The sequence below is a fragment of the Pseudomonas sp. R3-57 genome, from assembly GCF_051132065.1.
Classification (GTDB): Bacteria; Pseudomonadota; Gammaproteobacteria; order Pseudomonadales; family Pseudomonadaceae; genus Aquipseudomonas.
This window is the reverse complement of sequence record NZ_CP071655.1, coordinates 85,104-104,054: the sequence shown is the minus strand read 5'-3', so window position 1 is coordinate 104,054 and position 18,951 is coordinate 85,104. Positions and strand designations below refer to the sequence as shown.

Annotated in this window: 18 protein-coding genes; 11 read left to right on the top strand and 7 right to left on the bottom strand. The window is 60.5% G+C overall.

Annotated features, from left to right (window positions below; genetic code table 11):
* Window positions 1-78: 78 nt before the first annotated feature.
* Window positions 79-2,949, bottom strand: a complete 2,871-nt coding sequence (locus J3P93_RS00455) for a putative bifunctional diguanylate cyclase/phosphodiesterase (protein ID WP_434594177.1) — start codon at window positions 2,947-2,949, stop codon at window positions 79-81.
* A gap of 256 nt (window positions 2,950-3,205) precedes the next feature.
* On the opposite strand from J3P93_RS00455, the gene uvrD reads away from it, so the two are divergent.
* The 3 genes from uvrD to J3P93_RS00440 all read left to right on the top strand — a co-directional run bounded on the left by uvrD (window position 3,206) and on the right by J3P93_RS00440 (window position 7,103).
* Window positions 3,206-5,389 carry a DNA helicase II gene (gene uvrD / locus J3P93_RS00450; RefSeq protein ID WP_434594174.1) on the top strand — a complete coding sequence of 728 codons (2,184 nt, stop codon included), beginning with the start codon at window positions 3,206-3,208 and terminating at the stop codon, window positions 5,387-5,389.
* Between the two features lie 289 nt (window positions 5,390-5,678).
* A complete protein-coding gene (locus J3P93_RS00445) occupies window positions 5,679-6,554 on the top strand; it encodes a Tim44 domain-containing protein (RefSeq protein WP_203420076.1) in 876 nt (291 codons plus the stop codon).
* A 141-nt stretch (window positions 6,555-6,695) separates the two neighbouring features.
* Window positions 6,696-7,103 carry an SMI1/KNR4 family protein gene (locus J3P93_RS00440; protein ID WP_003187120.1) on the top strand — a complete coding sequence of 136 codons (408 nt, stop codon included), beginning with the start codon at window positions 6,696-6,698 and terminating at the stop codon, window positions 7,101-7,103.
* Window positions 7,104-7,124: 21 nt separating this feature from the next.
* Here J3P93_RS00440 and J3P93_RS00435 read toward each other — a convergent pair whose 3' ends face one another.
* On the bottom strand, window positions 7,125-8,888 hold the full coding sequence (locus J3P93_RS00435) for a cation:proton antiporter (protein WP_090287714.1): 1,764 nt from the start codon (window positions 8,886-8,888) through the stop codon (window positions 7,125-7,127).
* A 277-nt stretch (window positions 8,889-9,165) separates the two neighbouring features.
* On the opposite strand from J3P93_RS00435, the gene J3P93_RS00430 reads away from it, so the two are divergent.
* Window positions 9,166-9,648, top strand: a complete 483-nt coding sequence (locus J3P93_RS00430) for an acyl-CoA thioesterase (RefSeq protein WP_016772447.1) — start codon at window positions 9,166-9,168, stop codon at window positions 9,646-9,648.
* A gap of 103 nt (window positions 9,649-9,751) precedes the next feature.
* On the opposite strand, the gene pdxY is transcribed toward J3P93_RS00430, so the two are convergent.
* On the bottom strand, window positions 9,752-10,624 hold the full coding sequence (gene pdxY / locus J3P93_RS00425; RefSeq protein WP_434594170.1) for a pyridoxal kinase PdxY: 873 nt from the start codon (window positions 10,622-10,624) through the stop codon (window positions 9,752-9,754).
* 117 nt (window positions 10,625-10,741) lie between these two features.
* On the opposite strand from pdxY, the gene J3P93_RS00420 reads away from it, so the two are divergent.
* Window positions 10,742-11,155: a DUF3301 domain-containing protein gene (locus tag J3P93_RS00420; RefSeq protein WP_434598513.1), complete on the top strand. Its 414-nt coding sequence runs from the start codon at window positions 10,742-10,744 to the stop codon at window positions 11,153-11,155.
* 6 nt (window positions 11,156-11,161) lie between these two features.
* On the opposite strand, the gene J3P93_RS00415 is transcribed toward J3P93_RS00420, so the two are convergent.
* A complete protein-coding gene (locus J3P93_RS00415) occupies window positions 11,162-12,127 on the bottom strand; it encodes a CobW family GTP-binding protein (RefSeq protein WP_434594167.1) in 966 nt (321 codons plus the stop codon).
* Between the two features lie 27 nt (window positions 12,128-12,154).
* On the opposite strand from J3P93_RS00415, the gene J3P93_RS00410 reads away from it, so the two are divergent.
* Window positions 12,155-12,511: an NADH:ubiquinone oxidoreductase gene (locus tag J3P93_RS00410; RefSeq protein ID WP_434594165.1), complete on the top strand. Its 357-nt coding sequence runs from the start codon at window positions 12,155-12,157 to the stop codon at window positions 12,509-12,511.
* 4 nt (window positions 12,512-12,515) lie between these two features.
* Here J3P93_RS00410 and J3P93_RS00405 read toward each other — a convergent pair whose 3' ends face one another.
* Complete coding sequence (locus J3P93_RS00405) at window positions 12,516-13,160, bottom strand: DUF1826 domain-containing protein (RefSeq protein WP_434594162.1); 645 nt, start codon at window positions 13,158-13,160, stop codon at window positions 12,516-12,518.
* Window positions 13,160-14,365, bottom strand: coding sequence for a zinc metallochaperone GTPase ZigA (zigA, locus tag J3P93_RS00400; RefSeq protein ID WP_434594159.1), 1,206 nt, complete (start codon window positions 14,363-14,365; stop codon window positions 13,160-13,162). Before zigA ends, J3P93_RS00405 begins: the two co-directional genes overlap by 1 nt.
* A gap of 222 nt (window positions 14,366-14,587) precedes the next feature.
* Here zigA and J3P93_RS00395 point away from each other — a divergent pair, with 222 nt between their 5' ends.
* The 5 genes from J3P93_RS00395 (at window position 14,588) to J3P93_RS00375 (ending at window position 18,361) form a co-directional block, all read left to right on the top strand.
* Window positions 14,588-14,941 (top strand): glutamine synthetase, encoded by a 354-nt coding sequence (locus tag J3P93_RS00395; protein WP_434598511.1) that lies wholly within the window; start codon window positions 14,588-14,590, stop codon window positions 14,939-14,941.
* 105 nt (window positions 14,942-15,046) lie between these two features.
* On the top strand, window positions 15,047-15,943 hold the full coding sequence (folE2, locus tag J3P93_RS00390; RefSeq protein ID WP_434594156.1) for a GTP cyclohydrolase FolE2: 897 nt from the start codon (window positions 15,047-15,049) through the stop codon (window positions 15,941-15,943).
* Entirely contained in the window at window positions 15,940-16,608 is a 669-nt protein-coding gene (locus tag J3P93_RS00385; RefSeq protein WP_434594154.1) for a metal ABC transporter ATP-binding protein, read from the top strand. Before folE2 ends, J3P93_RS00385 begins: the two co-directional genes overlap by 4 nt.
* Window positions 16,608-17,474 carry a metal ABC transporter permease gene (locus J3P93_RS00380; RefSeq protein ID WP_434594151.1) on the top strand — a complete coding sequence of 289 codons (867 nt, stop codon included), beginning with the start codon at window positions 16,608-16,610 and terminating at the stop codon, window positions 17,472-17,474. The genes J3P93_RS00385 and J3P93_RS00380 overlap by 1 nt, the downstream gene beginning before the upstream one ends.
* Before the next feature lie 11 nt (window positions 17,475-17,485).
* Window positions 17,486-18,361, top strand: coding sequence for a metal ABC transporter substrate-binding protein (locus J3P93_RS00375; protein WP_434594148.1), 876 nt, complete (start codon window positions 17,486-17,488; stop codon window positions 18,359-18,361).
* 9 nt (window positions 18,362-18,370) lie between these two features.
* Here J3P93_RS00375 and J3P93_RS00370 read toward each other — a convergent pair whose 3' ends face one another.
* A complete protein-coding gene (locus tag J3P93_RS00370) occupies window positions 18,371-18,889 on the bottom strand; it encodes a DUF3617 domain-containing protein (RefSeq protein ID WP_042608032.1) in 519 nt (172 codons plus the stop codon).
* Between the last annotated feature and the right edge of the window lie 62 nt (window positions 18,890-18,951).

Genomic DNA, 18,951 nt, shown 5'->3' with positions numbered 1-18,951 from the left:
CTACATGAATGGGCATTTTGCCTGCTCAATGCGTAACTCGATGTCCCGCTATCTGGCGCGATGGCCTGCATGTAGCCCTTAAAGTGGTTTTCCCTGTTCGCGCAACAGCCCGGCCAGCGCGCCGGCGTCAACCGGACGACTGATCAGATAACCCTGCACTTCGTCACAACCTTCGCTGCGCAGGAACTCCAGTTGTTCCGGGCACTCGACGCCCTCGGCGACGACTTTCAGTGACAAGCCATGGGCCATGGCAATGATCGCGCGAGTAATCGCCGCGTCCTCGCTGCCCTCGCCCAACCCCCGGATGAACGCTTGATCGATCTTCACGTAATCCACCGGAATGCGCTTGAGATAACTCAGCGACGAATAGCCGGTACCGAAATCGTCAATCGCCAGTTTCACGCCCAGATCGCGCAGTTGCTGGAATGTCGCGATGATGTGCTCGACGCTGTCGAGCAACTGACTTTCGGTGAGTTCCAGTTCCAGGCAGGCAGGCGCCAGTCCCGTCTCTTCCAGCACCTGTCGCACCAGACTGACCAGTTTGCCTTGGCGCAATTGGTGCACCGACAGGTTCACCGACACGCGAATCGGCGCCAGCCCCTGACGCTGCCATTCGCAGGCCTGCCAGCACGCCTGGCGCAGGACGAACTCGCCGATCGGCCCGATCAACCCGGTTTCCTCGGCCAGTCCGATGAAATCGGCCGGCGGCACCTGGCCCATGCCCGGATGCTCCCAGCGCACCAGTGCTTCCGCGGCGTTCAGGCGGCCGGTTTGCAGGCACAGTTTCGGCTGATAGAAAACACTCAGCTGCTGCTCTTCGATGGCCCGGCGCAGATGGTTTTCCAGCTGCAGGCGCTCCAGCGTGCTGGCCTGCAAACTGTCGGTGTAAAACTGAAAATTGTCGCCGCCCAGATGCTTGGCGTGCTGCATGGCCATGTTCGATTGGCTGACCAGCGCGGAAATCTCGCGGGCGTTGTCCGGCAACAGACTGATGCCCATCGAAGCGCTGACCACCAGCTCGTGCCCTTCCACCGTCAGCGGCAAACGCAGCTTCGATGACAAGCGCGTAGCAACGCGGGCCAGGCTCGACAGGCTGCCGTAGGCATCGAACAGCACCGCAAACTCATCACCGGACAAGCGCGCAATGGTGTCGGCTTCCGGCAAGGCGTTGACCAGCCGCCGCGCCATTTTCTGCAGCAACTGGTCCGCCACCTCATGCCCGAGGCTGTCGTTGAGCAACTTGAAACGGTCCAGATTGATGTGCAGCAGGGCCAGACTGCGCCGGCTCTGCCGTGAACGCTGATGCGCTTCGTGCAGGCGTTCGCGAAACAGCGAGCGGTTGGCCAGGCCGGTGAGTTCGTCGTAGTGAGTCAGATAACGCATGCGCTCTTCGGATTCGCGCCGCGCCGACAGATCGGCGAAGAAGCCGACGATATGGCTGACATTGCCGCGATTGTCGCGCACCGCATTCAATTGCAGCCATTGCGGATACAGCTCGCCGTTCTTGCGCGTTTCCACCAGTTCGCCCTGCCAACTTCCGTGCTGTTCCAGCGCGTGACGGATCGCCACGTAATGGCGGCGGGCATCGCGGCTGCACGGCAACTCGACGACATTGCGCCCGAGCATGTCGTCGATGTCATAACCGGTGACCCGGCTGAAGGCCTGGTTGATCGCGATCAGCGCGTAGTTCGGGTCGAGAATCACAATGCCTTCACTGGCCGCTTCGAACACCGTCGCCGCCAGCCGTTGCTGTTCTTCCAGACTTTTGCTGGCGCTGATGTCGCGGCGCGTGCCGACCATGCGCATCACCCGCCCGCTGGCGCTGCGCTCTACCGCGCGGCCACGGTCTTCAATCCAGACCCAATGGCCGTCGCCGTGACGCACGCGATATTCAATCTGGTAGTCCTCGCTGCGCCCTTTCAAATGCTCGATCAACGCGTACTTGAGCGTCGGCAGATCCTCGGGATGCAAGCGTGGCTTGAGGTCGCGCAGCAGCGCGGTGACGTATTCCGGGGCGAGGCCGAACAACTCCTGAATCTGCGTGTGATGGACTTCATCGGTCTGCAGATTCCAGTCCCACAGCCCCAGCTCGCTGGCCTTCAACGCCAGCGCCAGACGCGCCTCGCTTTTGCTCAGTGCATGGTTGGCCGCGTCCAGTTCGCGGCTGCGCTGGGCGACGCGGTCTTCCAGTTCGACCTGAGCCTCGCGCAGCTTGCCCTCGGCACAGCGGCGCTGCTCGATCTCTTTGCCCAGTTCCTGATTGAGCTGCTCGCCGCGCAGTCGGGTCTGCTGCAAGTGTTCGATCAGGTGCTGGTTCTGGAAGCGCCGCAGCAAACCGCGATCGATCAACCGATTGACCTGCCAGGCGACCACGCTCAGCGAGCCGAGCAGAATCAAGCCGAGCCAGCCCCAACCGCGCGCCTGCTCATCGCCGCCCCAGAACAGGTAGCCGATCGCTGGCAGCAGACAAGGCAAGGTGAACGACAGAAACGCCGGCAGGCTCACGGCGTAGGCGACGCTGGCCGACAAGGTTGCGGCGCCGATCAGGCCGAACACCCAGGCTTGTTGCATGAAGTTGTCGGCGGGCACCAGCGCGATACCGGCGCCGGCGAGGGTCAGGCCGGTCATGGTCGAACCGAGCAGAAACATGCGCCGCCAGATCGGCTGGGCCTGGCGATCCGGTATCGCCGAATCGAACGCCGCGACCTGAATCACCCGCAGCGCCACCAGCGACAACAGCCACACCAGCCAGACGCTGACCACGAAGTAACGCTGCGGACTCCAGAGCAATGCCGCGCAGACCAGGCCATTGATCAACATGAACAGCGTCGGCAACAACGAGCCCTGATACAGCAGACGCGTGCGCTCGACCGCCATTTCGACGGCATAGTGCTTGCGGATGACCCGGGGTTCCACAGAGGGTCCCGACAGTTCGGCGCTGAGGATCATGGGCTACGTTCTTGTTCTTATAAGGGGGGCGTGCGCCCGAAACGTCGACGGAGCATACACAAGCCGCTCCGGTTGCCAAACTGCTGCAGGTCAGAATCGCAGCGAAATTTGCGCGTATCCCGGCACCGTCGCAACCGCTCAAGCGAGACGGGCCGAAGCCTGCAGCGGTGACCGACCGGTCGTCATCGGCAGCACTTTCATCGGCTAATGCAACACGCGGTTTGCCCGGGCCTGCGGCGCACCCTAGAATGCCCTGATGCGCGATGATCTCTCCCTTCTGCTGAACTCTCTCAACGATGCCCAACGCCAGGCCGTAGCGGCCCCCGTTGGCCGTCAGTTGGTCCTGGCCGGTGCCGGCTCCGGTAAAACCCGAGTGCTGGTGCACCGTATCGCCTGGTTGATCCAGGTCGAAAACGCCTCGCCCCACTCCATTCTGTCGGTGACCTTCACCAACAAGGCCGCTGCCGAGATGCGTCACCGCATCGAGCAGTTGCTGGGCATCAACCCGGCCGGCATGTGGGTCGGTACCTTCCACGGCCTGGCGCACCGCTTGCTGCGGGCGCACTGGCAGGAAGCCGGCTTGAGCCAGACCTTCCAGATTCTCGACAGCGACGACCAGCAGCGCTTGGTCAAGCGGGTGATCCGCGAGCTGGGTCTGGACGAACAACGCTGGCCAGCCCGTCAGGCGCAGTGGTTCATCAATGGGCAGAAAGACGAAGGCCTGCGGCCGCAACATATCCAGGCCAGCGGCGATCTGTACCTGGCGACCATGCGGGGCATTTACGAGGCCTACGAGGCGGCGTGCCAGCGCGCCGGGGTTATCGATTTCTCCGAATTGCTGCTGCGCGCCCTCGACCTGTGGCGCGATCACCCCGGCCTGCTGGCGCACTATCAGAAGCGCTTCCGGCACATTCTGGTCGACGAATTCCAGGATACCAACGCCGTGCAGTACGCCTGGTTGCGCCTGCTCGGCAAGGGCGGCGACAGCCTGATGGTAGTCGGCGACGACGACCAGTCGATTTACGGCTGGCGCGGCGCGAAGATCGAGAACATCCACCAGTACTCGTCCGATTTCCCGGATTCGGTGACCATTCGTCTGGAGCAGAACTACCGCTCCACCGCCGGCATCCTCAAGGCGGCCAACGCGCTGATTGCCAACAATACCGGGCGTCTGGGCAAAGAGCTGTGGACCGATGGCGGCGACGGCGAAGCGATCAATCTGTACGCCGCGTTCAACGAACACGACGAAGCACGCTACGTTGTCGAAACCATCGAGAGTGCGCTGAAAACCGGCCTGGCGCGCAGCGAGATTGCGATCCTCTACCGCTCCAACGCCCAGTCGCGGGTGCTCGAAGAAGCCCTGTTGCGCGAGCGCATTCCGTACCGTATCTACGGTGGCCAGCGCTTCTTCGAACGCGCCGAAATCAAGAACGCCATGGCCTACCTGCGCTTGCTCGAAGGTCGCGGCAACGATGCGGCACTGGAGCGGGTGATCAACGTGCCGGCCCGCGGTATCGGCGAAAAAACCGTCGAAGCGATTCGTGAGCACGCCCGGCACAGCGATGTGTCGATGTGGGAAGCGATGCGCCTGCTGGTCGCCAACAAAGGCCTGACCGGTCGCGCGGCCAGCGCACTGGGCGCGTTTATCGAGCTGATCGAAAACCTTGCCGCCAAGTGCGCCGAGATGCCGTTGCACTTGATGACCCAGACTGTCATCGAGCAGTCCGGCCTGATCGCCTACCACGAAGCGGAAAAAGGCGAAAAAGGTCAGGCCCGGGTAGAAAACCTTGAGGAACTGGTCAGCGCCGCGCGCAACTTCGAAAACACCGAAGAAGACGAAGAGCTGACGCCACTGGCGGCGTTCCTCGGCCACGCTTCGCTGGAGGCCGGCGACACCCAGGCCGATGAGCACGAAGACAGCATTCAGTTGATGACCCTGCACAGCGCCAAAGGCCTGGAATTCCCTTACGTGTTCCTCGTGGGCATGGAAGAAGGCCTGTTCCCGCACAAGATGAGCCTCGAAGAACCGGGGCGTCTGGAAGAAGAACGGCGTCTGGCCTATGTGGGAATCACTCGAGCGATGCAGAATCTGGTGATGACTTACGCGGAAACTCGCCGCCTGTACGGTAGCGAGACCTACAACAAGGTTTCGCGTTTCGTCCGCGAAGTGCCGAAAGGCCTGATTCAGGAAGTGCGTCTGTCGAACAGCGTCAGCCGACCCTTCGGCGGCAACCAGTCGATGAGCGGCAGCAACCTGTTCAGCGGCAGCGAGATACCGGAGACCGGTTTCGTCCTCGGCCAGGCCGTGCGCCATTCGATCTTCGGCGAAGGCGTGATCCTCAACTTCGAAGGCTCCGGCGCGCAGGCCCGGGTGCAGGTGAACTTCGGCGAAGGCAGCAAGTGGCTGATGCTTGGTTACGCCAAGCTCGAAGCCATCTGACGCTGGTTTCGCTTGCTTTCTGTAGGAGTGAGCCTGCTCGCGATAGCGGTCTGTCAGTCATCAATGTGTTGACTGACACACCCTCATCGCGAGCAGGCTCACTCCTACAGAAGACCCAAATCCAGCTGAACCTATCGCCTTTTCCTACACACAAAAGTACATCGGCTGATTGTCTCGCCAAGCTGAACGCAACCTGTCAGGCAAAAGCCGGAAACACTCTCTCGCTAGCCAGTAACACTTCAGCTGTGCAACATGGCGCGCGTGTCTCCACAAAACGGGAATACCCTTTATGAAACGTTTTCTTAGCATCGCCATGGCGTTGTGCATCGGCCTGACGATGAGCCTCGACGCCAACGCCAAGCGCTTTGGTGGTGGCAAAAGCGCCGGCGCTGCGCCGACGCACCAGACCAGCCAGATGGCTCCTTCTTCTCCAGGCGTGGGCGGCGCAGCTGCGACCGCTGGCGCTGCCGGTGCTGCGGGCGCTGCGGCCAAGGCCGGCGGTGCTTCCAAGTGGCTCGGCCCTCTGGCCGGTATCGCCGCCGGTGGCCTGCTCGCTTCCATGTTCATGGGCGGCGGCTTCCAGGGCATGCAGATCTTCGACATCCTGATCATGGCGCTGATCGCGTTCGTGATTTTCCGCTTCATTGCCGCCCGTCGTCGCAAGCAGCAGGAGCAGTTCGCTCCGGCTGGCGCGCCAATGCAGCGTGAAGTGTTCGAACAGAAGCCTGCTGCCATGGGTTCGATCTTCGGTGGTTCGGCCGCTCCGGCCGCTGCCCGCCCGGTGATCAACGCTCCGGCCTGGTTCAACGAACAGCGCTTCCTCGAAGCTGCGCGCAGCCACTTCCAGTCGTTGCAGCAACACTGGGACGCTAACGAAATGGACAAGATCGCCGAGTTCGTGACCCCGCAAATGCTTGAATTCCTCAAGCGTGAGCGCGCCGACCTGGGTGATGGCTTCCAGTCGACCTACATCGACAACCTGCAAGTGCAACTGGACGGCGTCGATGATCGTGCCGACAAGACCATCGCCACCCTGACCTTCACCGGCGTATCGAAGACCTCGCGCTTCGACCAGGGCGAAGTGTTCAGCGAAAGCTGGAACATGGAACGTCCGCAGGGCGACAACCAGCCTTGGCTGGTCGCCGGTATCCGCCAGAACGGCTGATTGCCTGCTGCGCTTGACTTGCGGTAATAAAAAAACCCCAGCCTCGGCTGGGGTTTTCTATTTCGCAGTTGCATCTATAGCGAGCTACTGTATAAACCGGCCCCTATAAACCGCGCCATTCAAGCAAGAGGATCCCCGGACGTGGAAGAAATCATCGAACAACTACGCGAAGCCAACGAACCCGTACCGGTTCCCCTGGAATTGCCTGACGAAGACCTGCTGGTCGAAATCGAAGAACAATTGTTCATCGACATTCCATTTGTCTTCAGGGAGTTTTTGCTGACCGTCAGCGATGTGGTCTATGGCAGTCTCGAACCCGTCACCGTCACCGACCCGCAATCCCACACCTATCTGCCGGATGTTGCAGCCAATGCATGGGATGCCGGAGTTGATCGCAGCCTGATCCCGATCTGTCAGGACGGCGATGACTACTACTGTGTCGAAGAAGACGGCACCGTGGTGCTTTGGCAGGCCGAAGAAGAATTGATTGCCGAAGAAACCTGGGAATCGGTGTGGCACTGGGCGCGGGACGTCTGGCTGGAAAGCTGATCGGCCAGCCGCCCCGGCGGCTTAGTGCCCTGACGATTCCTTGTGATTGTCGAGGGTTTCCAGCAGCGCCACCTGCATCCGCGTGTGCACTCGGATGAACCAGCGCCAGAGCAGCGCCGCCACCGCGGCCGCCACCACGGCGATCAGCACCAGCAACTTGTTGGTCGGCAGGATACTGGCCGACAAGGCTGCCAGCAGCAGGAAAATCACCAGCAGCGAGAGAATCGGGATCACCTCGGCGATCACCCGACGCACTCGCTGCGTGTGCCGCCCGGCCATCTCCGGCTTGACGCCCATTTCCGCCAACAGCATCGATAGCGCCTTGAGCTTGCGATAAGCCGCGATCAGGAACGGCAGCGACACCAGCAACGCGCCGCCCCAGATCAACGCTTTCTGCCAACTCGGATCGCCGATCCAGTCCTGCAGCCAGACAGACAGACGTTCGGCGAAATACGCCCCGGCGATGAAAATCGCAATCACCAGCGCCAGGTTGACCCCGACCTGCAACAGTATTCGCCGGATCATCGACGCCAGCATCGCGCCCTCGCCTTGCGGCTGGATGCTGCGCAGCCATTCACCGTACATGCCCAGCACCCGGCCGAGACGCTTGGGCATGGCCGCGGATAACTTGATCGACAGCGGATCGGCCGCGCGTATCAGATACGGCGTCAGCAGCGTGGTGATCACCGATACCGCCACGGCGACCGGGTAGAGGAAATGGCTGGTGACCTGCAGGGTCATGCCCAATGCGGCGATGATGAAGGAAAATTCGCCGATCTGTGACAGGCCCATCCCCACTCGCAGCGAGGTACGTCCGTCATTGCCGGCGATAAACGCACCGAGGCCGCAGGACAACATCTTGCCCAGCACCACGGCCACGGTAATCACCGCAATCGGCCAGGCGTATTCGAGCAGGATCATCGGGTCGAGCATCAGCCCGATGGCAACGAAGAAAATCGCGCTAAACAGATCACGCACCGGCTCGACCAGCCGTTCGATCTTCAGCAGTTGCCGCGACTCGGCCATGATCGCGCCAATGAGGAAGGCGCCGAGGACCATGCTGTATTCAAGTTTGACCACCAGCAGGCAGAAGCCGAAACACAAGCCCAGCACGGTGATCAGCAGCATCTCGTTACTGTCGAATTTCGCCACGTAGGCCAGCAGGCGCGGCACCAGCAGGATGCCGATGACCAGCGCAACGATCATGAACAGCGACAGCTTGCCGACGGTAGAAAACACCTCACCCGAGCTCACCGTGCCGCTGACCGCAATGCTCGACAGCAGCGCAATGATGCCGATACCGAGGATGTCTTCGACGATCAGTACGCCGAAGATCAATTGCGCGAAGCGCTCGTTCTTCATCTTCAGATCATTGAGCGCTTTGACGATGATGGTGGTCGACGAAATCGCCAGGATCGCGCCGAGGAACAGCGAGTCCATGGTGTTCCAGTCGAACCAGCGGCCGATTTCGTAACCGATCCAGATCATCAGGATGATTTCCAGAAACGCCGCGATGAACGCCGTGGCGCCGACTTTGAACAGCTTGCGCAGGCTGAACTCCAGCCCGAGGCAGAACATCAGGAAGATCACCCCCAGCTCGGCGAGGGTCTTGATGGTGTCTTCGTCGTGGATCAGGCCGAACGGTGGCGTATGCGGGCCGATGATGAAGCCGGCCACGATGTAGCCGAGTACCACCGGTTGCTTGAAACGGTGAAAGAGCACGGTCACCACACCTGCGACCAACATGATCACTGCCAGATCCTGAATGAAGCTGATGGCATGCATGGTGTGGGGCTCCTTGATGACGAGGCCGCGGACAGACGTCAGAAGTGTCTGCGCAGGCTAGGTAAAAATCCGCTTCGGCTGTAGGAATTGCCCTTGGGCAGGGCTTTTGCAGGTTAACACCGCGACTTCTTTCTGAAAGCCGGTGCAATATAAGGAAACAGATCGATTCCGGCGTGACGGCGAGCCTGCGCCCGGCGTCCCGATAACGGTGCTTTCGATAAGCGACCAAGCACCCGCAGAAGTGCTTTCAGCCACCCGCCTGACCCGTGAGAACGTTATGGAACCCGGAAACGCCCAGCTGTCGATGACGGTACTGATGACCCCCGATATGGCCAACTTCTCTGGCAATGTCCACGGCGGCACACTGCTCAAATACCTCGACGAAGTGGCCTACGCCTGCGCCAGCCGGTATGCCGGCCGCTACGTGGTGACCCTGTCGGTGGATCAGGTGATTTTCCGTGAGCCGATCCATGTCGGCGAGCTGGTGACCTTCCTCGCGTCGGTCAACTACACCGGCAATACCTCGATGGAAGTCGGTATCAAAGTGGTCACCGAGAACATCCGCGAGCGCTCGGTGCGCCACACCAACAGCTGTTTCTTCACCATGGTCGCCGTGGACGACCAGCGCAAACCCGCCGCGGTACCGCCGCTGCAACCGCAGAACAGCGAAGACAAGCGCCGCTTCATGCAGGCGCAGCAACGTCGGCAGATTCGTCAGGAGCTGGAAAAGCGTTATCAGGAGATCAAGGGCGACGCCTGATACTTGTAGCGTTAAGAAATCGCTATCGCGAGCAGGCTCACTCCTACAATGGAATGCGTTTCACTGTAGGAGTGAGCCTGCTCGCGAATGGGGCAACGCAGTCCTACAGACTGATCGCCGTCGCCTCGAACTTCACCCGCGGATGCGCAATCCGGTCCTGCGCCCGCACCAGTTGCAACTCGTAACTGGCACACGCCTGAGTCTCCAGCAGCACCTCATGCACCGCCGCCGCGGTGAACTCGAACGCGGCGAGCAGACTGTCGCCCAGCAGCAAACGCGCCAGAAACAGACCGGACGTCAGATCGCCCACGCCCACCGGCTGACGCGGAAACGCCAGCAGCGGACGGCGCAGGTGCCAACTGTCCTCAGCCGTCACCAGCAACATTTCGAAGCCATCGGCCGGTTTGCCCGGATAGTCCAGATGCTTGACCAGCACCGCTTTCGGCCCGCGTGCCAGCAATGCCCGGGCCATCGCCAGGCAATCGAACAGCGATTGCGGCTTGCGTCCGGAAAAGCTGTCCAGCTCCAACTGGTTCGGGCACATGATGTCTGCCACCGCTGCCGCCTCATTCAGCAGGAAATCACTGACTTCGGTCGGTACGCTGCAGCCTTTCTCCGGATGCCCCATCACCGGGTCACACAAATACAGCATCTTCGGATTGACCGCTTTGATGCGCGCCACGCCGCTGAGAATCGCTCGCCCCTGCGCGGCGCTGCCGAGGTAGCCGGACAGCACCGCGTCGCAGTTGCCCAGCTCACCAATGGCGGCGATACCTTCGATCAGCTCGGGAATCTGCTGCGGCGCCAGCACTTCGCCGGCCCACTGGCCGTACTGGGTGTGATTGGAAAACTGCACGGTGTTGAGCGGCCAGACATTGACCCCGACCCGCTGCATCGGAAAAACCGCGGCGCTGTTGCCGGCGTGGCCGAACACCACATGGGACTGGATGGCGAGCAGATGAGGCGTACGTTTCATTCGGGTCATTCCGTAAAACGATTGAAATTCAAGCCGCGCAGTATGCGACGAAACGCAGCCTGTACGACAGACCGGCGACGCAGTTAAGCTGGCGCCATCTTTTGGAGTTCGATGTTGATGCTGACCCTGGAAAACATCTTCGTGCTGATGCTGTTCGCCGCTGCCGGCGCCTGGTTATGGCATAACCACGGCTTGCGCGAGCGCGCGCTGGAGCGGGTCAAGCAGCATTGCACCAATGTCGGCGTCGAATTGCTCGACGGCAACGTCGCGTTGAAGAAGATCGGCCTGATCAAGGATGCCAGCGGTCGCCGACGCCTGGCGCGGGTCTATAACTTCGAGTTCACCGTGACCGGCGAAACCCGGCACAACGGCACCATCACTCAGTTCGGTGCGCACAGTGCGCAGATCGAACTGGCGCCCTACCCCGCGCCGTTCGACGATACCCCGCCAGTCGTGGAAGTCAGCAAGCCGCGCGCCGAAGTGATCGAGCTGAGTCAGTGGCGTCAGGAACACACCAAGTGGAAGCCGTGAGCTGACTCAGGGCAACCGGCAGCGCGCCAGTCCTGCCTGCAATTGATCGATGTTTTGCGGCTCAGCAAAGATCAGCTCGATTCGCGAGTCTTTGCGCCATTCGCTGATCTGCCATTCCAGACTGGCGTCATCCAGTGCGTTCGCCGACACCCAGCCATCCGGACTGCGGATCACCAGTTTCGCCCGCTTCCACTGAAGCGCCTGCAGCCAGTCGGCGATGGGCTGTTTGCCGAACGTCTGGCCGGGATGCCAACGCCAACCGATGCTCCAGCCGCCCTCCTGCGCCTGACTCAGGCAAATCGGCACTGCCGGATCGCTCCAGACTGCCGGAAGCTGCGCAGGTCCCCGAGGCATGAGCAGATTCTCTGCGCCACTCATCGCTTGCGCAGCCAAACCCGGCAATTCACTCAAGGACAATTGCGCCTGGCTGGTCCAGATCAGCTTGACCGGCGGAAATTGTCCGGCGATTTTCTGCCGTTGCTCCTCATCGAGGCCTTCGGCTTTGTTCATCAAGACCAGTCCGGCACTGATCAACGCCAGTTGTTGCGCCGCTGGCAATGCTTTTCCCGCGTGCAGTGCCTGAGCATCGAGCACCAGCACACTCGGCTGCACCGCCAGCACGCCCTGCCAAGGCGCCTCGCGCAGTTGCTTGAGCAACTGCAGCGGATGGCCCAGTCCGGACGGTTCGATGAACAAGCGATCCGGCTTCGCTTTGCGCAGCAACCGGGCGAGGCCAATCTGGAATGGCGCGCCGTTGACGCAACACAGGCAGCCGCCGGCGACTTCAGCCAGGTCGGTACCCGCTGCGTCGCGGCTCAGCAACGCGGCATCCAGACCGATCTGGCCGAATTCATTGATCAACACCGCCCAGCGTTCGCCAACGGGACGCTGGGCCATTAGTTGGCGAATCAGACTGGTTTTGCCAGCGCCCAAAGGGCCAGCAATGACATGGGTGGGAATGTTCTGCAACATGGCGGCAAGCTTTTGGGAGATTAGAAGATGCGATGCATGGGATGGTCGTTGCTGTTGGCGCTGCTGTCGAGCGAAGCGTGGGCCCAGGCCTGTGTGGTGCACAGTCAGGGCGAGCGGCTCGACGTCAGAGTCTGTCAGCAGAACCGCAACATTCCCGAGAAACTGTTCAATGACGGCTTCTGCCAGCCGACCCTGGCCGGGCAAAAAGTCGAGGTGCAATACGTCGATCAATGCCCGAGCGGTGCGTTTGGCGTGTGCAGCAACGCGCAAGTTACCAATATGCCCTATCGCCAGGATATCCACTATTACGGTGTGGGCACTGATGCGGCGTACCTGAAGCCGTACTGTGAAGCTCAGAGCCACGGGTCCTGGCGCAAGCCTTGAGGCATCAGCCGAGCCAGTCGAGGGTCAGCATCAAGCGACGCGCGCCCGCTGGCGGTTGCGGCGAGCGGTGGATCAAGCCAAAGCCTTCGTTGCCGTGCCATTTCTCGCCCTTCAACAACGCAACGTCACCGCTGCTGAGTTGCTGAACATCCGCTTGGGGTTCGGCGTTGGCCTGACCGAGTTGACGGCGGTCCATCGCACCCTCCGCGAGCCATTGACTGCCGACGCCGGCGTAAGTCGTGATCAGCCGCACCGGTACGTGATCAACGTGGAAGCGCGGGCACATGGCTTTGTCCAGCACCCGCAGGCGCAGGCCGATCCGCCGCGCACCGAGCAAGCAGGCAAAGGCGCTGACCAGCCATTGCAAGTCGGCCACAAAGCTTTCGTAACCCTGCACATCGCGAAACTCCGTAGCCAGCCCGGTGAGATCCGGCTCGGCGTCCTCTTCGGGCAACTCCAGACACAGCGACTGCGCCAAAGGCTGGTTGAGCGATAGCAGCACATCGGCAAACTCGCTGATGTGCAGTGGCAACTGTCGCTGCCAGACGGCCAGATTCACCTCGTCTTCGAGAATGCGCGTCAGTGCCTGTGGGGTCGGGCCTTGATGCTGTTGGCGGGTTTGGTTTGCCGGCAAATGGAGTGCAGGCATCAGGCGGCCTCTTCGTGCCAAGGACCGAATGGGTCCGCGAGCGAACGCCAACCCTTGGCACCGCGCGCCATTTCATCATCGGTGAGCAGGCAGGCGTCCAGCTCGGCAATGAGCTGTGGGAAATCGATGTTTTGGCCAATGAATACCAATTCCTGGCGGCAATCTCCTACGCTCGGTTTCCAGTTTTCCAGGATGGCTGCACTGCTTTCCTGATCCTGTGGCCATTGGTCTTTCGGTACGAACCGCCACCAGCGCCCGGCGAAACCGTGACGCATCAAGCCACCGGCCTGCGACCAGCTACCGGCGTCGGTGGGCTTGCTCGCCAGCCAGAAAAAACCTTTGGAGCGCAGCAGTTTGCCGTTCAGCCATGGGCGGTTGATGAAGTCGAAGAAGCGTTGCGGGTGAAAGGGCCGCCGCGCGCGGTATGCCGTCGAGGCGATGCCGTACTCATCGGTTTCCGGGATGTGCTCCCCCCGTAGCTCCTTGAGCCAACCAGGCGCCTGTGCGGCTTTTTCGAAGTCAAAACGGCCGGTGTTCAGGAGTTTTTCCAACGGCACCTCGCCCATCACCATCGGGATGATCTCGGCCTGCGCGTTCAGGCGCTTGAGGATGGCGATCAGTTCTTCACGTTCTGGCTGGCTGATCAGGTCGATCTTGCTGATCAACAACACGTCAGCGAATTCGATTTGCTCGATCAACAGGTCGGTGATTGCGCGTTCGTCGTCCTCACCCAGGATTTCACCGCGAGAGGCCAGGCTTTCTGCCGCTTGGTAATCGGGAAGGAAGTTCACGCCGTCGACCACCGTCACCATGGTGTCGAGACGGGCAATATCGCACAGGCTTTGGCCGTGTTCATCGCGAAAGGTGAAGGTTTCCGCGACGGGTAGCGGCTCGGAAATGCCGGTGGATTCGATGAGCAGGTAATCGAAGCGATCTTCGCGGGCGAGTTTGCTGACTTCTTCAAGCAGGTCCTCGCGTAACGTACAGCAGATACAGCCGTTGCTCATTTCGACTATTTTTTCTTCGGCGCGGCTAAGGCTGACATCACGCTGGACTTCGCTGCCATCGATATTGATCTCGCTCATATCATTTACAATTACAGCTACGCGCATTCCGCTTCGATTACGTAGTACGTAATTCAAAAGCGTACTTTTCCCGGCGCCGAGAAATCCTGAAAGCACGGTAACGGGCAATTTTTCTGACATTGGATAATCCTGTCTTTGGGCCAGCAATGGGCGAATTCCTCAGTGCCATACATCCCATCGCTGCATTGAATCAGCGTAGGTATCTGAAAAAATCAAAATCATGGAGGCTGAGGACGGGTTGCTTTTATGTTATGTTATAACCATAAAAACAAACCAGCTTTTGTTTCGCCCTGAGGTGCTCGCTTGAAACGGTCCAAGACGAAAAACGCCCTGCGCGGGGTTGTGCTGAGCTGTGCACTGCTGCCCGCCGTAAGCACTCTGGCGCAGCCGGGGCCACCTGCTACTTGCACGCGGAGTGCGAATCTTCTCGCTTGCGCGGACGCTGACGGCAATAGCTACAGCGTGAACACCGTGGGCAACACGCTTTATTTGCGCGGCTTCGAAAAAGACGGGCATCGCTATTGGGCGCAAACCAACAGCCGCTTCGGTCAGCTCACCTTTTTCACGGGGATCGCTTCGGACGGAGAGGCTTGGGTGGGTTACACCCGTCGGGTGGGCTGGACCACGATCAACCGTTTTTCGAGCTCTGGCGGAGGTAGCGCGAAATTCACCTGTAGCCGAATGACCGGGTGCTGAGCGCTCCCGCTTCTTGCTTGGGTAAAAATTCATTCATGAAACAAGCAATGGCGCGCGCATTGTTATACTGTAACATCAGATTCGTTCAAATCGACGGTTACAACCATGAACTCAATGACACTGCCGGATATTGCCGCAGAGGTGCTGCGCGAAAATGTGACGCTTGAATGGGTAGGCATGCAGGGCATCGCTTTGCCGATCCTCCTGCAAGGAAAGCCTTTAAGCGCCAAGGCAGACGCTGGTGTAAGCCTTGATGATGGCGAATCCCGGGGCATACATATGTCGCGCCTGTACCTGGCGTTGGACGCACTTGGGCAAGAGGAGCTTTCGCCATTTTTACTGCGCCATGTACTCCGCCAATTCCTCGATAGCCATGAGGATTTATCTGACTGCGCTTATCTCAATCTGCACACTGAATTACTGCTGAAACGCCCCGCGCTGGTCAGCCCTTTGGCTGGCTGGAAAGCCTATCCAGTGTGCATTTCGGCCACGCTGATAAGGCAAATGTTCCACGTGGAACTAAAACTTGAATTGCCCTATTCCTCGACCTGCCCTTGCTCAGCGGCGCTAGCCAGACAACTGATCCAGCAACAATTCATCAATGACTTCGCCAACCAAACGTTGCAACACGCCGATGTGCTGGCATGGCTCGGCTCTCCTCGCGGCATCGTCGCCACGCCTCATAGCCAGCGCAGTACTGCACAACTGCATTTTCATCTAGATGAATCCATCGACGAGTTACCGCTGAATACGCTCATCAACGCTGCCGAAGCTGCGCTCGGCACAGCCGTGCAGACCGCCGTGAAGCGCGCCGACGAGCAAGCCTTCGCACTCGCCAATGGGCAGAATCTGATGTTTTGTGAAGACGCTGCACGCCGCTTGAATCTGGCGCTGCGCCGCATCCCTGGGGTCAGCGCTTTCCGCCTGCGCGTTGTTCACGCCGAAAGCCTGCACGCTCACGACGCTGTTGCCGAAAGCCAATGGCAGCGGGAGTCGGCATGATTCGTTGCCAATCCTTGAGCTGGGGAGCCCCGGGCCAACCGCTGACTTCGCCGCTGAACCTGCAACTCGACAGCGGCTCACTCACAGCAATCATCGGTGCCAATGGCTGCGGCAAGAGCAGTTTGCTGAAAGTCATTGCCGGCCTACAAAAGCCACTGGCTGGCAAAGTCTCGCTCGGTGTTCCACGGCAAAGCGGATTGTCCTTCCTCCCGCAGCAGCAGCATCTCGATCGGCAGTTTCCGATCAACCTGCAAGAGCTGGTTGCCGCGGGATTCTGGGGGCGCCGGTTATCAACGCAACTGCGCGTGCAACGGTTGCAAGCCGCGCTGGAGAACTGGCACTTGCACGGACTCGAACAGCGCCCTTTGATGGCGCTGTCCGGCGGCGAGTTGCAGCGCGCTCTGCTTGCCCGTTTGAGCCTGACCGACGCGCCCGTGCTGCTGCTCGATGAACCCCACGCGGCACTCGATGAACTCGGTCAACAACTGCTCTGGCAGCATATCCATACATGGCACGGCGAAGGCCGGACACTCGTTGTGGTGTGTCATGACCTCGCTGCGGTACGCCAGCACATTCCCAGCACCTTGCTGATCAAGCATCGCGAGTGCCGCTTGGCGGCGAGTGCAGAGCTGATTCAGCAAACGCCCTATACCCAGGTGGCCTGATGCTCGCAATCAGCCAACTCTGGCAGCCGTTTAACGAATTCATGTTCATGCGTCGCGCCTTGTTCGGCGGTTTGGTGCTGGCCTGCAGTACGGCGCCGCTCGGGGTGTTTTTGATCCTGCGGCGTATGAGCCTGATCGGCGATGCGGTCGCTCATGGAATCCTGCCCGGCGCGGCACTGGGCTTCTGGTTTGCCGGGCTCAGTTTGCCGGCACTGACTTTCGGCGGCCTTGGTGCAGGTCTGGGCATGGCCGGACTGGCGGCCTGGATTACTCGACGCACAGGCCTGCGCGAGGACGCCAGCCTCGCCGCGATCTACCCGATCTCGCTGGCCATCGGCGTGCTGATTCTGGGTATCGCCGGAAAGCGCCTGGACCTTCTGCATCTGCTGTTCGGTTCAGCCTTGGCCGTCGACGGACCCACCTTGCAAGGCATGCTGTGGGTCTCGGTGTGCAGCCTGATCGCCATGGTGCTGATCTATAAACCGCTGGTGCTCGACACCCTCGATCCACTGTTCCTGCGAACCGTCACCCGTCTCGGCCCGCTGGCCCACGGTGTTTTCCTGACCTTGGTGGTGCTCAATCTGGTCATCGGTTTCCAGGCCATCGGCGCCTTGATGGTCGTCGGCCTGATGATGCTGCCCGCTGCAGCTTCGCGGTTCTGGAGCCGACGTCTTCCGGTGCTGATTGCCGTTGCGGCTGTGATCGGTTGCCTGTCGGTGTGGCTGGGGTTGTTGCTGTCGTTCTATTACTCGCTGCCCAGCGGTCCGGCAATCGTGCTGGTCGCCGGCGCCGGTTATCTGTTGTCGGTGATCGTCGGGCCGGTCCATGGTCTGCTGCGCCGCCCGCCTTTGCTCACATCCCAATGAGGTGTTTCCCGATGCGCGCTCTACTCGTGCTGTTCAGCTTGTTGCTGTCAATGTCATTGTCGGCGGCGGAAAAAATGCCGGTGGTCACCAGCTTCAGCATCCTCGCCGACATGGTTCACCAGATTGGCGGCGAGCACGTGCAGGTCACCAGCATGGTCGGTCCGGATGCCGACGCGCACACTTACGAGCCAACGCCGGCCGATGCCAAAGCCCTGCTCAAAGCCAGACTGATCATTAAAAACGGCTTGGGTTTTGAGCCATGGCTGGATCGCCTGGTCAGCAGCACCGCCACTCAGGCAACAGTGATCAATGCCAGCCGCGGGGTGATTCCGCGATCTCTGGACGAGGATGGCGAAACCGTGCCTGATCCGCATGCCTGGCACAACCTGGCGAACGCGGAGTTGTACGTCGCCAATATCACCAAGGCATTGATTGCGGCTGATCCGGCTAACAAGACCGACTACGAGCGCAACAGCCAAACCTATCTGAAGCAGATCTACGCCCTGCTCGCCGAGGCCAAAAGCAAACTGGGCTCACTGCCAGCGGGCAACCGTAAGATCGTCACCAGTCACGATGCGTTCGGTTATCTCGGTCAGGCCTACGGCATCGACTTCATCGCGCCCCAGGGTTTGTCTACAGAGCGCGAGCCGTCAGCCGCTGAAGTTGCCGCGCTGATTACCCAGATCCGTCAGGCCAAGGTCAAAGCGGTGTTCATGGAAAACATCAAGGACGCGCGCCTGCTCAAGCAGATCGCCGATGAGAGCGGCGCGCATATCGGCGGCACGTTGTACTCGGACGCGCTCGCCGCGAGCGGGCCGGCGAGCACGTTCACCGGCCTGTTCGAGTACAACCTCAACACGCTGTACAAGGCGTTGAGCCAGCCATGACGTGAAGCATCAAGCGCGGGGCTTCACCGTCCCGCAATCCTGACCCAACCACACCGCGCGGGTTTCCAGACTACCCTTCTGATTGATCCCGATGGCGTTGAACGTGCCGTTGGCGACGGTGGTGAATTCGCGATCACTGAGGAAGGTCGCGACCCCGGTGCCCTGCGCTTTCGGGCAACTGAAACGGAATTTCCACTGGTTGCCGGTGCGCTCGGTGATCTGCTGTTTGCAGCCCGATTGTGGATCGGCCAGCGGGATATCGTTGGTCGCCACTTGCTGCGGCGTGAGGCAGGCGCGGATGCCTTTGCCGCCGATGTTAATGCCGTTCTTCTCCAGTGCCGCACGCTGTTGCGGCGTGATCTGGCCTTGAATCTGCCCAAGGATCGACTGCACATCCATCGCTTGATCGTCGACTTTCAAATTGCTCGAGGTCATTTCCCACAGCCCCGGCTGCAGCATCTGCGCTTGCGCAACCACCGGCAATGCCAAACCCAGGCCCAGTGCCAAACCCAGCAGACGAACGTTCATCGACAAACTCCTGATCAGTAGTGGCCGTTAGACGCCGGCCGCTTGCTTCGGTTCATGGACCA

Excerpts from the sequence above, each read along its gene's own strand:
- J3P93_RS00455 (WP_434594177.1), bottom strand. The coding sequence starts at position 2,949 with ATGATCCTCAGCGCCGAACTGTCGGGACCCTCTGTGGAACCCCGGGTC.
- uvrD (WP_434594174.1), top strand. The coding sequence starts at position 3,206 with ATGCGCGATGATCTCTCCCTTCTGCTGAACTCTCTCAACGATGCCCAA.
- J3P93_RS00445 (WP_203420076.1), top strand. The coding sequence starts at position 5,679 with ATGAAACGTTTTCTTAGCATCGCCATGGCGTTGTGCATCGGCCTGACG.
- J3P93_RS00435 (WP_090287714.1), bottom strand. The coding sequence starts at position 8,888 with ATGCATGCCATCAGCTTCATTCAGGATCTGGCAGTGATCATGTTGGTC.
- J3P93_RS00430 (WP_016772447.1), top strand. The coding sequence starts at position 9,166 with ATGGAACCCGGAAACGCCCAGCTGTCGATGACGGTACTGATGACCCCC.
- pdxY (WP_434594170.1), bottom strand. The coding sequence starts at position 10,624 with ATGAAACGTACGCCTCATCTGCTCGCCATCCAGTCCCATGTGGTGTTC.
- J3P93_RS00420 (WP_434598513.1), top strand. The coding sequence starts at position 10,742 with ATGCTGACCCTGGAAAACATCTTCGTGCTGATGCTGTTCGCCGCTGCC.
- J3P93_RS00415 (WP_434594167.1), bottom strand. The coding sequence starts at position 12,127 with ATGTTGCAGAACATTCCCACCCATGTCATTGCTGGCCCTTTGGGCGCT.
- J3P93_RS00410 (WP_434594165.1), top strand. The coding sequence starts at position 12,155 with ATGCGATGCATGGGATGGTCGTTGCTGTTGGCGCTGCTGTCGAGCGAA.
- J3P93_RS00405 (WP_434594162.1), bottom strand. The coding sequence starts at position 13,160 with ATGCCTGCACTCCATTTGCCGGCAAACCAAACCCGCCAACAGCATCAA.
- zigA (WP_434594159.1), bottom strand. The coding sequence starts at position 14,365 with ATGTCAGAAAAATTGCCCGTTACCGTGCTTTCAGGATTTCTCGGCGCC.
- folE2 (WP_434594156.1), top strand. The coding sequence starts at position 15,047 with ATGAACTCAATGACACTGCCGGATATTGCCGCAGAGGTGCTGCGCGAA.
- J3P93_RS00385 (WP_434594154.1), top strand. The coding sequence starts at position 15,940 with ATGATTCGTTGCCAATCCTTGAGCTGGGGAGCCCCGGGCCAACCGCTG.
- J3P93_RS00380 (WP_434594151.1), top strand. The coding sequence starts at position 16,608 with ATGCTCGCAATCAGCCAACTCTGGCAGCCGTTTAACGAATTCATGTTC.
- J3P93_RS00375 (WP_434594148.1), top strand. The coding sequence starts at position 17,486 with ATGCGCGCTCTACTCGTGCTGTTCAGCTTGTTGCTGTCAATGTCATTG.
- J3P93_RS00370 (WP_042608032.1), bottom strand. The coding sequence starts at position 18,889 with ATGAACGTTCGTCTGCTGGGTTTGGCACTGGGCCTGGGTTTGGCATTG.